The sequence below is a fragment of the Dysgonomonas mossii genome, assembly GCF_004569505.1.
Taxonomy (GTDB): Bacteria; Bacteroidota; Bacteroidia; order Bacteroidales; family Dysgonomonadaceae; genus Dysgonomonas.
Window position 1 is genome coordinate 353,774 of record NZ_SPPK01000004.1, and the last position, 13,435, is coordinate 367,208.

Below are 13,435 nucleotides of genomic sequence, written 5' to 3' on the forward strand. Positions count from 1 at the left end.
CTCTAACCGACTTCATTTTTGCGTTTACCGAATAAGACGGAAATAACGATAGGTGCGCCAATCAATGCTGTTACCGAATTGATAGGTAATGCGCCTTCGAATCCCGGCATACGGGCCACCAAATTACAAAACAGAGCCAGAGAAGCACCAGTAAGAGTTACAGCAGGCATCAATATCCGATGGTCGGATGAAACAAAAATAGTTCTGCACAAGTGAGGTACAGCCAGCCCCAAAAAAACAATAGGCCCGCAGTAAGCTGTTACAATAGCAGTAATGATGCACGAACAAACAATAACATAGAGCCGGGCTTGTTTTACATTCAATCCAAGGTTACGTGCATAACCTTCGCCTAAAAGCATCAGATTGAGAGTCTTTATCAATAGGAATGAAAGAGGTATTAATACAATCATAATGCCCACAAAAGTATACACTTGATTACCTGAAACTTTAGAAAAACTACCCAACCCCCAGATTACATAAGCTCTTACATCTTCATCGTTACTAAAGAATTTCAAAACACCAATGATAGCTGTTGAAATATATCCTATCATAACGCCGATAATAAGCAGGATAACGTTTCCTCTTACAAACCGAGAAATAGTTATAATGATAATCATTATAGTCAAAGCACCTACTACTGCCGCTATAGATATTGCTATCTCGCCAAACAATCCCATCTTGATCAGTGCTGTTCCTCCAACACTACCTGAAAGTAGGATAATAAAAGCTACCCCCAGACTTGCACCTGAGCTAATTCCAAGTTCGGAAGGTCCGGCTAATGGATTTCGAAATAGAGTCTGCATCTGTAATCCACTAATAGATAGTCCGGCACCAGCCACTAAGGCTGTAATAGTTTGAGGAAAACGAGATTTCCAGATAATATTCTCCCAGATTATAGACTCTTCCTTTATTCCGAATAGAATATTCCAAACGGAACCCACCGGTATGGAAATTGTGCCCAATACCAGATTCAGAATGAAGAAAACTAGTATAGAGGTAGAAATCAGTGCAAAAACTATCAGGGGACGTTTCATTTATTTAAGTAATTCGTAATAAACAGGAACATATTCGGGTAACAATGACGGATGAAATATTTTTATCAAATCGGCTAAAACTACTTCGGGCTCAACAGGAGTATTTTCATAGAAAGGTTTCTCTCGCAGATTACAATATATAAGCTTTTTATCCTTAAAAGCTTTAAAATCTGCATACCGAGCATCACTTTGTTTCAAAGCATCGTAAGTGAATGTTCCATCGTGGCTATTCACCATCCGCCAATAGTCAGTATTTGCTCCCTGCGAATAAACAGTTTCGAAATCGACATAAAAACCTCCGGATTCGTTATCATTTTTCATAAAATAATCGGCTCCTGCATCTCTGAATAGTTGTGCCAGATAGCTGTTTCCTCCAACTACATACCAGTTACCCGAATGTAATTCACCGCTCAACACTGTGGGACGTTCTGAGACAGAAGCAGACAATACTTTTAATTTATTATACTTGTTTTCTATATCGTCAAACTGTTTATTGGCTTGTTCTTCTATTCCTAATAGCATAGCAATGAACTTAATCCATTCTGCCTGTCCCAAAGGAGAACTTTCTTTATATCCTAAAAAACTAATTAATGGTATATCCAGGTTTCGAATCGCATCGTATCCCCCTTTTTTGAATGGTGAAACAAGTATAATATCCGGATTTAGGGCGAGAATTGCCTCATTATCAAATTCACCTTCTATACCAATTTTACTGGTCTTGCCTTCTTTGATCTGTCTATTCATCTGTTCATTAAAAAGAAAGCGAGTACTAGTTATCCCTACAACTTTATTCAAAGCATTGAGCTTAATAAAGTTTGATAGTTGCAGTGTGGTCATGCAAATTACACTGCAGACAGGTATTTCTATAGTCTGATAATCAGCAGGTATGCCCTCTTTGTTGCTCCCTCTATTGACCAGAGCGTATTTGTAATGCATATCGCTCTCCCCGGATGGATCGGTTATATCAACTAATTTATAGTTTGCGGAACTAATCACTTTGAAACCTTTGGCATATTTAATATTCATAGAATCTGCAGAGTTTCGATCTCCGATAGTTTTTGCATTCTTATTTTGATTACAGCCCGAAAATGTAATAACCAGAGTAAATAAGATAAAAAGTAGTTTTTTCATCCAGATTATTCTTTTGTAATTATTAATAGTGAGAAATAAGGAAATTTGCGATCTATTATTTTATGTATATCCTGCGTATAGAATTCTTTTTCTTTAATTCCTACATTCTCAAAATAATGTATTCCCACTTTATTTATTGAAGACATAGCCTGCTTAATAGCCTGTTCCGATTGAGAAGGTTTCATTATCACGATGGAGTTTCCAGCTTCTATTCTTTTCTTTAAATCATTGGATGATATTATCCCGGGAATGATATGCAATTCTTCTTCTTGTTTGGCTATATGGATATTGGCAAGGGCTGCAGAGGCAATAAACGCCGGAATGCCGGCAATACGTTCTGTCGGAATATTTTTTGATATTAGATTATCTGATATATAATGAGTTGAAGAGTAAAATCCTGCATCTCCTTCTGCTACTACAGCTATTTTTAATCTTTTCTCATAATGCTTTTCTATAAGCTCAGCAACTTCCTTATAGCAGAGTATAGCATGCGATCGATCTTTACTCATAGGTACATCAAAAAGAGAAATAACGGAATCATCAATATTCAGTTCCAATAAAATATCACGGCTACGGGATAATATATTTCCGACTGGTGAAACAGTCGAGGGGCAGAGAATAATATCTGCTTGTTGCAAAGCTTTTAAGGCTTTTAGGCTTATAAGTTCGGCATCACCTGGCCCAAGAGATACAAATGTAACGAAATCAGACATATTTATTTTAAATTATTATAGTTACAATCTGCTTAATTCAACAAAAGGTAAGCAACTGAATACCTGTAGTAGTTACAATAAATATGTTTAGAGATAGGGATTTTGTATGTTCGTATATTCGCAGCATACCAATACTGCCTTCAAAAACATGTAATGTCTCATATCTTATTTTATCATTGTAAAAAACTAATAAAATAAAACAACGAGTTTCCTGAAAATTAATAAAATAGCAATGAATACAAGATGTATTGCACAACCACTCCTATCCCTGGAAGCTTGGTGTTTATTTGTCAGATCTGGCAGGTCTTCTGGCTATCCTCCGGTTAAAAGCCTTCCCATTTCTTTCGAAACAGTGGCATGGAATTTTCAACCGATTTTATGAGAAATTACAGCTGCAGGTACAGCCCCGGATTCACACCGGGTTCCCTTTTATTACAACTTCACGATTTTGAAATTGCAATACCGAAATCTGACTGCAAAGGTATTAATATTTTTTATTTTGAAGCCCAAATTTCAACTTCAATTTTAAGCTCTGGTAAACCCAATGCCTTCACATAAGCAATAGTCATAGATGGGTATATTGTACCAAATAAATTTCCCCATCTTGCGTCAAAAAAATCCCAATCAATATCTTCTGTAGCCCAGATATTGACTTTTATAACATCGTCGGAAGTTAAATTCTGACTTTCCAGAATTTGTTCAATATTCCTAAAAGTATTGTATACCTGTTCATTCATACTATCAGGAATAACTCCATAATTATCAGTTCCAATCTGTCCGGAGAAAGTGTATAGAGTTGAATTTTTAGGAATTATAGTCACATGTGAATATTTTCCAACAGGCTTTGAAATATTTTCAGGATTTAATCTGACGACTCTTTTGATTTTATCACTATTCATTTCAATTTTTCTTTAAATAAACAATCCTAATACCAAAGCGGTATTTCTTTTGTAATGCAAAAGTATAGGTAGTGTATTATTTGAAATTGGATAAAACCGACAACTCTCAGAAAAAGAAATACAATAGTTCTCGTAAATTGAATTGTAGAAAGAATACATCGCTAGCAAATTCTAGATAAGCCATTGAGGAAAGTTAGCTAAATACTCTTTTGAGTTTAGTATGAAGTTTCTAGGATTAGTTCCTGTAAATTCTTTAAATTCTCTGTTATAGTGCGATTGATCAAAATAATCATATTGATAAGCAAGTTCTGTAAAATTTTCAAAATTTGTCTGACGCAAACAATTTAAACCGTCTTGAAAACGCATAATCCGTGAAAATATCTTTGGTGATAATCCAACAGACTGTTTTATAATTCTTTCTAATGTTCGCTCCGACAAATTCATTTCTAATTGGATTTCTTTAAGAGTTTTTCCATTTTGTAATAATGTCGAAGCATGCACCAACTTTTTATGATTATTTTTGACTCTTTCTATTTGCTTAAGGAAGAAAGAAGAGATTAGGCTTATTTTTTCTTCTAAAGAAATTGCGTTAACAAGTTGCTCAAGAATAGCATCCCTCACAATGTCTTCAAGTGAAATATTTTGATGATTTAACTCAAAAGCATCTAATCCAAAAATTGTTTTTAAAGCCGTTGGTTGCAAATATACGCCAATAACGCTAAAGTATCCACTAACTGTATGCTCCGTATATTTAGAATATTGCCCATATAAATACAATTGAGGTAACGCATGCCCCTTTTTATCAAAAAACAAGTTTGGTTCTTGTTGGAATATTAATGCCGGTAGTCCATCCGGGATAATCTTAAAACATTTATCACTAGAATTATTCTTAAAGTCCTCCAATATCCAAAAATATTGGATGTAATCTTGTAGAGCCTTTATTGGAATAATTTTTTTATAAAACATTTATCTTTATATATGTAAAATAGATAATCTAAAACATGAGTGAATGTTTCACAATACATATCAATGCTAAGAGAAGGCTATTTTATATTACAAAGATAAATTTTTTAAAATGAATTAATCTTACTAATTTTTAGAATTCAAATGTCACTCCAATGGTAGGGATTATAGATGCACTCGAACGTTTCAAGTTTTTCATCTCGTAACGTTGTTCTTCTATTGGTGCTTGCGGATTTATGATATTTCCCGTACTTACAATTACATCTTGTCTTCTGAACGAACTTCGTGTTACATTCTGTAAATCGAGGTAAAGACCAAGCATATACTTCTTCAGATAAAAAATTTTATCTACTCTCAAGTCTAGCTGAGTATATGAAGGGTTACGCAAAGTATTGTATTGAGTATAGTCGAGATAAGGTTTTCCCGAAGCATTCCAAGCCAAAACCAGCGAGGATTTGTCTTTATCGTAAGGAGTAAAAGGTGCTCCACCTATCGACTTTATCTTTGCTCCTAGACTCCAATTTGAATTAAAATAATAGGTTCCTGTAAGATTAAATATATATCCATTATCCCAAGCCGAAGGAAGATACTTGCCTTCTTTTTTTGCAAATTGACTTTTGAATAAAGTAAATGAAGATAAAACATTTACTTTACGAGCGACTACCCATCTTGCTAATAATTCCACACCATAGCTTTTACCTCTTGCATCCGATACAAGCAGTTCGTTCCCTATCGCTCCGTAATCGTCCCCCTTACTCATCAAAGGAATGCCGTCTTTCACAGATAAAGGCATATTGTTGTAATATTTATAAAAACCTTCTAAAGATATTTCGAAATTCTTTATCGACTGATAATTGAAGCCTGCCGATACCTGATCAACACGCATATAATCCAATCCCTTGTTTACAAACATACCATTGTTATCTTTCAATCCCATTGCTGTAAGAGGTGGAAGCTGGAAGTAACGTCCGATATTAGCGTTGGCATTCAAATTAGCTATAAGCCTATATGATAAAGACAGACGGGGCGAAACCTGATTGAATATTTGCTTGGTATTATGTGAATAGGAAGCTGCATCTAACCTTATTCCAAAAGATGATTTGAATCTCTCATTTGTTGAGACATAATCTATATTCGAGAATAGACCCCATTTGAAAAAGCTTAGTTGTGTATCATATTGGAGAGACGTTTCTTCATCATTATTAAAAAATACCTGAAAACTATTATTGCTATATTGCACATAATCTATATTTAGTCCTGTATTAATTTTCCATTTACCAAGCGGCGTAAGGTTCTCGAATCTAAGTTTCGATTCTTGTTCCAATGATTTGTATTTTAACCTTAGCATATCAGGGTCGTTATTCAAGTTGTCCTGATATTTCGTATTACGGTTATTCAGGTAACTATGGCTGAGAGCTAGAGTCTGTCTATTACGTTTGTTGTAATGCTTATAAACTGCCCCCAAGGTAAAAGTTTCCTGCTTTATAGTCGGCAAATAACCCAGTATGTATTCGGCATCTTCGGTAGTAGCTTTATTATTTAGCTTCATATCATCTATTGCACCAACACCTATGAATGTAAGCTCGTTAGTAGGTGACAATTGAGTTTTTATCTTGAACAGGGCATCATTGTATGTTGGCAAGAAAGGGAGTCCTATGAGATCGAAAAGAAGTTGCAGATAAGATCGCCTTATAGATACGGTATATGTTGTCTTTTTACTTAAAGGTCCATTGGCTGTTGCAGAAGCTTCCGATGCACCTAAAGTTCCTTTGAAAGATTGCTTTTCAGGATTCCCATCAGCTAATTTGAAACTTACGACAGAGCTTAATGCATCACTACTGTACGATGGAAAAGCTGCTGTATAGAAGTTTACTTCCTTGATCAAATCTGCACTTATGATACTTACAGGCCCTCCAGAAGCTCCTTGTGTACTAAAATGATTAATGTTAGGTATTTCTATACCATCCAGAAAGAAACTGTTTTCGGAAGGCCCACCACCTCTTACAATTAAATCGTTTCGATAACCTCCTGGCGAGAAAGCTACACCCGGATAAGATTGTACAATGCGCGATATATCGCGGTTAGCTCCAGGGCTTTTCTCTATTTCCTGTGTACTTATAACATGTAATCCAACCGGGCTTTCAATAGAACGCCTGAAAGGCATCGGATAGACATTTACATCGGCTAACTCATTCGTATTTTCTTCTAATTCAACGGTTATTTGTAAATCTTTTACTGTCAATAAATATTCAGGGGTTTGTTCAGCTTTATACCCAACAAATGATACTAGAAGGGTATAAGGTCCGGGTAATAGATTTTCAATAGAAAAACGCCCTTCTTCATCTGTCTGTGTACCAATAGTCGTACCCTTTACTATTATACTGGCATAAGGAATAGGGCTTCTGTCTCCTTTGTCTATGACTGTTCCCTTTAATGAATGCTTCTGCTGAGAGAATACACTAATACTAAAGAGTGATATAAATACAAATAAAATCGTTTTCATAAATATTTAGTGAGCGAATTAATTAAAACCCACAAATTCAACATTTAGATAAAGAAATTAGTTCACAATTTATACTACTATGAGAGTCTTTTGTTACAAGCATTCTCTTGATAAATTCATATAAGTATAATACGGAACGGTATTATTTCCGTTTTATGGAACGACTTAATGTCATATACCCTAACATTCCGCCTATAATAGAAGCTGCAAAAATACCAATTTTTGCTTGTACCATATATTCAGGATGGGTGAATGCGAGTGATGTGATAAATAATGACATGGTAAAACCGATAGATGCGAGTAGGCTTATACCTAGTAGGTTATGCACATTCATTCCTTCTGGAAAAGGAGCAACCTTTAATTTAATAAGTAAAAGCGTAAAACCTACAACTCCCAACACTTTCCCTAATAACAGACCTAGTGCCACACCTAAAGCTATATTTGTGCTGAATAGCTGCTCTATATCAATGTTTAGGGAAACTCCCGCATTCGCTAAAGCAAATATCGGAATTATAACGAAAGTCACTAAAGGATGCATTCTGTGCTCTAAGCGTTGCAACGGAGGAATTGCTTTATTCGTATCTATTTTTATTTCTTCGAGTAGATGTAACTGATCATTTGTAAGTGTCGGAATTTCACTTTTTGGATCGACTTCTCTAAATTTATTCAGGTATTTCTTTATTCGTTCAACAAATAGATTTTCTCTTATTTTGACATCGGCAGGAATCATGAAAGCTGCAATAACAGAAGCTATTGTAGCATGAACACCCGATAACAAGAATGATGTCCATACCCCAAGAATTCCCAATATAGCATAAAACAAAATACTTCTGACTCCCATTTTATTGCCAACAAACATGATAAAAGTAAAGCCGAAACCTGTGGCAAGGCTTATAAAAGAGATATCGGAGGTATAAAAAAATGCAATAACCAAAACAGCTCCCAAATCATCAACAATGGCGAGAGCCGTAAGGAAGACTTTCAACGATATAGGTATTTTGTTCCCCAACAGATACAAAATACCCAGGGCAAAAGCAATATCAGTAGCCATCGGAATACCCCAGCCATGATGGACTTCTCCTGATGGATTAAGACTTATATAGATGAGTGCGGGAACAAGCATGCCTCCTATTGCTGCTCCAATTGGTAAAAGAGCTTTACGAGGATTGGACAGCTCCCCTCCTACTATTTCCCGTTTAAGTTCTAGCCCAACAACAAAGAAAAATACGGCCATCAGGCCATCGTTGATCCAATGATGGATATTATATTCAAAAAAAGGAATTCCATTAAATACAAATCCTAATTTATGTTCTAAAAAATGAAAATAATCTTCCGACCAAGAAGAATTAGCAAGAATCATTGCAATTATAACACTTAGCCCAAGAACGATCCCTCCTGCCTTTTCCTGTAATATAAATTTTTGAATGGGCTGAACAACCTTGTCTATGGGTTCTTTTTTTTCTTCTGTCATCGATATAGTTTTTTATGAGAATGTTTTATCTACAATAAAATGTACCTTAGTTGTAAACTTAAGTAAAAGTCAAAAATAAAAATATTTTTCTACTTCATATATTTTTTAACATTTATCGACATTTAAGATCTTTAATGTTTACGTTCCCTTTTCTAAATGAATTTATCTTCTCTGATAAGACTAACCAATAGACAAAAAGTCGTGATTCATATTATAAATCACGACTTTGTTAGTTATATAATCTAATTATAAATTAATCGTTCCCTTTTATGAATTTGGCAACTTCTCGAACTTCCACACTACCGCCAATTTTAAAAATAGGATTCGCTTTGGCAATCTCTACTGCCTCATCAATTGTTTCTGCATTTATGACTACATATCCTGTTACAATCTCTGTGCCTTCTGAGTGAGCACTATTTGCAATATTTCCATTCGAATGAATTGTTTTTGCTCCTAAGGGGGATAAGGTATTTCCTTTATCGGATACTTTATTCTGCTTCATTAGACTACTGAACCATTCCATTCTTTCTTTCACTTGTTCTGGAGATGGTTTTATCTCCGAATCTTTATTTAATCTGAATATCAATAGAAAATCTTTCATATCATACAATTTATTAATATTTAAAACAAATACAAATATAAAGATGTCAATAAGAAATATATCAGCACTTTTAGGGCTGTTTTCGGTACTTTTTAAGAAAAGTACTAGGAGAAAGTCCTGTTTTTTTCTTAAAAATTCGGGCAAAATATGAAGAATCATCAAATCCGATCAGATAAGTGATTTCACTTATATTGTAGTCGGAGTATATCAATAGCCGTTTAGCCTCAGTTATTTTAAGATTAAGTAGATATTGCTTGGATGAGATACCTAGTATTCTTTTACATGTTTCATTCAATTTCTCTTCTCGTACATTTAGTTTGTTTGCATAATGAGAGATTGTATATAATTTCGAATAATCGGATAGAATTAACTCTTTAAATTGCTCTATTAGTGTATTACTTTGATATGTTTTTACCTGCTTCCTTTTGGCTATCCTATATAATAAGCGAGAATAGTACAAGAGCCCGGCTTTTATATTTTCTTCTGATGCATCATCTTTATAAAGCAACTCTTTATTAATATCTTCAAGAATAGATAAATGAAGTGACACATCAATATTATCGATATCAATATAAGGAGAGCTATAGCTCAAATTCATATCTAACCCGGCTAATTGGTCTATAAAAATAATATATCCTTGTACATTATCATAGAAGCTCCAATTATGAATCTGCTTAGGAGCAACGTAAAATACTCTCTGTGGTTTTATTGTGTATTCTTCAGAATCAATCACATAAAATCCACTTCCATGAGTAAACCAAACAAAAGAAAAAAAAGAGTGGCTATGAGGCCATTCGATCTCTACATTCTCCCCTGATTCGAAATGCCTTATAAAAAATGATTTTGATAAGGCATTATCAGGAAGAGCATCTGCCATAGAGTATTCTTTTATCATACGTGATTGTTTATACAGGAATATGCTCTGTTTATTTAATACTATATGAATTATAAGAGTCTAATTATAGACTGCCTATAGCAGCAAATTTACACAATTATTGCAATTTTCTTTTATTAAATACTTCTATTCTTTTCGTAGTCTTTTATCCCTTCTATAAGCAAAATAAAATACTTGAGGTAATACTGTAAAAGAAAGAATCATGCATATAATTATTCCACCTACAATCATTATAGCTAACGGGCGTTGAATCTCAGAACCCATATCGGTAGATAAAGCTGCGGGAAGTAGCCCCATCGACCCCATTAGGGCAATCATCAGAACCGGTCGTACACGTTGAGATACGGCTTCATTGATTGCTGTGCGGAGGTTATGCGTTTGTTGTACTTTTTTCTTCATGAGTGTTACCAACAAGATGCTATCTATAGAAACGATACCGAACAAGATAATAAATCCGATGCCTGCCGATATACCGAAGACTGTACCTGTTAACCATAAAGATACAAAACCGCCGATAAATGCAAATGGCATAGCACTTACGGCTATCAGCGTATCTTTCACTGTCATGAAGTTCATATATAATAGAAATATAATCATCAAAAGTGCAGCCGGAATAATAAATGTCAAACGTTTTGTGGCGCGTTGTTGGCTTTCAAATTCGCCAGCCCATACCATTTTATTTTCAGATTTAAGCTTTATATTTTGTCCAACAGCTTTTTGAGCTTCGTCTATAGTCGATCCCAAATCCCTGTCTCGTATACTAAAACCAACTCCTACATAACGGCTGCTACCTTCACGGTAGATAAATGCAGGTCCGGTAATAAAATCAATACTAGCTATTTCTTTCAGCGGGACTTGTTTGCCATCCATTGTCGGGATAAGAATATTCCCTATTTTATCTTCATTGTCCCTAAACTCTTTTTGAAAACGCACCATCACATCAAATGTACGTTCGTTCTCATAGAAAGATGTCGCAGCCTTACCACCTATCGCCATTTCAACAACCGTTTGTACATCTTTCATAGATACAGCATAACGTGCCATATGCGATTCTTCTAACTTTATGCGGAGTTCGGGCAGTCCAATACTATGAAATACATTAACATCTTCTATCCCTCGTATGTTTTTGATCGTTGCTGCTGTTTGATCAGCTAAATCTTCAAGCTGACGTAGGTCTGAGCCGAATATTTTTATAACCAAAGAGCTCTTTACACCGGCAACATATTCTTCTACATTGTCTTGTATGGGTTGGCTGAATGCCAATACAACACCCGGATAGATATTTAATGAGTCTTGCATTTGTGCTATCAGATCATCTTTACTTATTTTGTGTTTCCACTCTTTTTCAGGTTTCAGTTCTGTGTGAAATTCTATATTGAAAAATCCGGTAGCATCAGTTCCATCGTTTGGACGTCCCGTTTGCGTTAAAATAAAATCAACTTCTTCAAAGCTTTTAAGTTTCTTTTTCATTTCTTTTGTTATGCGTACCGATTCATCCAAATTAATACTGTTGGGTAGCGTAGCTCGCACATATATTGCACCTTCGTTCATCTGAGGAATGAATTCAGTGCCCCAGAATGAAAAACGAATAACGCAAGTGGTTAGTATTACTAAAAATACCACTATAGTCTGTATACGATGTCTACTTGCAAACGCAAACATATTGTATAAAACTCGGGTAAAGAAACGACTTACGAAATTGGTTTTCTCTTTTACCGATTTTGTCAATAATAATTTACACATAACCGGCACATACGTTAATGACAAAATAAGTGAACCTAATAGCGCATAACCTAAGGTAAAGGCCAGCGGCTGAAACATTTTTCCTTCAACCTTCTGAAACGAAAATATAGGGAATAGTGCAACTACCAATATTATCTGTGCAAAAAAGATGTATGAAGCTACACTTCCGGCGCTTTTGCGGATCAATCCACCTTTCAGCATCGGATTAAAACGGCTACCCAGATCATGCGATCGCTTTTCCATTGCGACATATACACTTTCGACAATAACCAGTGTTCCTTCCAGTAACAGCCCGAAATCTAGGGCTCCCATCGATATGAGATTTGCAGGCAAACCTTGTATACGCAGCATGATAATGGCAAACAAGAATGATAATGGGATGACGGATGCCACAATGAGTGATGTACGCCAGTTGAAAAGAAATATGAAGACCACGAGTGATACTAACAAAATACCTTCGAGTAGGTTGCGAAGAACGGTATGCACGGTTGCATTCACAAGGTTAGTACGGTCAAGAAAAGGCTCTATCTTCACGTTATCAGGCAGGATACGCTCGTTAAGCTCTGCTATTTTTTCTTTCAGATGAACAATCACCTCACTGGGGTTTTGCCCTCGCAACATAATTACAATACCTTGTACCACATCGTCGTCGTCATTTAGACCGACTTGTCCTAAACGCGGTTTAGAGGATATACCCACTTCGGCAACCTGTTTTACACGTATAGGTGAGCTGCCTTTTACTTCAATGAGTATATTCTCAATATCTTCTATACTTTCAAGCAAGCCTATCCCCCTAACAACAAATGCTTGGCTTCCTTTTTGTATTACATCACCACCAACATTTATATTACTTCGCTCAACGGCTTCATATACATCCAAAGGGGAAAGGTTATAGTTTGCAAGCTCAGCAGGATTTACTTTCACCTCTAGAATTTTTTCTTCTCCACCAAAGCTGGCTATTGTTGCTACTCCCGACACAGATAATAATTCACGCTCTACGACCCAAGAGTTGATAGCAGCTACCTCGCGTACAGGCAAATCACTCTTGAGAACATAACGAAAAATTTCACCTGTAGCACCCGAAGGTGGCTCTATTGATAATTCTACACCTTCAGGGAGGTCGAGATCTTGCATCCTATTAGACGCATATTGTTGGGCAAAGAAATCATCAACCCCATCTTCGAATAGAACAGTAATTACAGACAAGCCAAAAAGGGAAGTCGAACGTACATCTGTTTTACGAGGGATGGTATTTAGTTGCTGCATGATAGGTAAAGTGACAAATTTTTCAACTTCTTCGGCACTTCGCCCTGGCCATTGAGCGATTAATTTCACGCGTGTGTTAGTGACGTCCGGATATGCTTCTATAGGGGTGTTTTGGAAGCAAATAACTCCTGCTATTGCGAGTATACACGTTAGAAAAAGTACTAATATGTGGTTACGTAGTGCAAATGCAATAATATTCTCAACAAATTTGTGCAT

Annotated in this window: 10 protein-coding genes and 1 riboswitch; all 10 genes read right to left on the reverse strand. The window is 35.6% G+C overall.

All coding sequences use genetic code 11. The features are described from left to right. Positions 1–2 precede the first annotated feature (2 nt). Positions 3–1,034 (reverse strand): iron chelate uptake ABC transporter family permease subunit, encoded by a 1,032-nt coding sequence (locus E4T88_RS13575; protein ID WP_135106309.1) that lies wholly within the window; start codon positions 1,032–1,034, stop codon positions 3–5. Continuing rightward, the gene (locus tag E4T88_RS13580) at positions 1,035–2,165 is read right to left on the reverse strand and encodes an ABC transporter substrate-binding protein (RefSeq protein WP_135106312.1); all 1,131 of its coding nucleotides are present in this window, start codon (positions 2,163–2,165) and stop codon (positions 1,035–1,037) included. 5 nt (positions 2,166–2,170) lie between these two features. Further along, positions 2,171–2,878, reverse strand: a complete 708-nt coding sequence (locus E4T88_RS13585; protein ID WP_135106314.1) for a precorrin-2 C(20)-methyltransferase — start codon at positions 2,876–2,878, stop codon at positions 2,171–2,173. A 281-nt stretch (positions 2,879–3,159) separates the two neighbouring features. Further along, positions 3,160–3,361: riboswitch (cobalamin riboswitch) on the reverse strand. Positions 3,362–3,372: 11 nt separating this feature from the next. Then, on the reverse strand, positions 3,373–3,777 hold the full coding sequence (locus tag E4T88_RS13590) for a RidA family protein (RefSeq protein ID WP_135106316.1): 405 nt from the start codon (positions 3,775–3,777) through the stop codon (positions 3,373–3,375). Between the two features lie 171 nt (positions 3,778–3,948). Next, positions 3,949–4,743 carry a DUF6597 domain-containing transcriptional factor gene (locus E4T88_RS13595; RefSeq protein WP_135106318.1) on the reverse strand — a complete coding sequence of 265 codons (795 nt, stop codon included), beginning with the start codon at positions 4,741–4,743 and terminating at the stop codon, positions 3,949–3,951. A 130-nt stretch (positions 4,744–4,873) separates the two neighbouring features. Beyond that, the gene (locus E4T88_RS13600) at positions 4,874–7,243 is read right to left on the reverse strand and encodes a TonB-dependent receptor (protein WP_135106320.1); all 2,370 of its coding nucleotides are present in this window, start codon (positions 7,241–7,243) and stop codon (positions 4,874–4,876) included. Between the two features lie 142 nt (positions 7,244–7,385). Further along, the gene (gene nhaA, locus E4T88_RS13605; RefSeq protein WP_135106322.1) at positions 7,386–8,714 is read right to left on the reverse strand and encodes a Na+/H+ antiporter NhaA; all 1,329 of its coding nucleotides are present in this window, start codon (positions 8,712–8,714) and stop codon (positions 7,386–7,388) included. 253 nt (positions 8,715–8,967) lie between these two features. After that, positions 8,968–9,315 (reverse strand): YciI family protein, encoded by a 348-nt coding sequence (locus tag E4T88_RS13610; RefSeq protein ID WP_135106324.1) that lies wholly within the window; start codon positions 9,313–9,315, stop codon positions 8,968–8,970. Positions 9,316–9,385: 70 nt separating this feature from the next. Further along, complete coding sequence (locus E4T88_RS13615; protein ID WP_135106326.1) at positions 9,386–10,210, reverse strand: helix-turn-helix domain-containing protein; 825 nt, start codon at positions 10,208–10,210, stop codon at positions 9,386–9,388. 126 nt (positions 10,211–10,336) lie between these two features. Then, complete coding sequence (locus tag E4T88_RS13620; RefSeq protein ID WP_135106328.1) at positions 10,337–13,435, reverse strand: efflux RND transporter permease subunit; 3,099 nt, start codon at positions 13,433–13,435, stop codon at positions 10,337–10,339.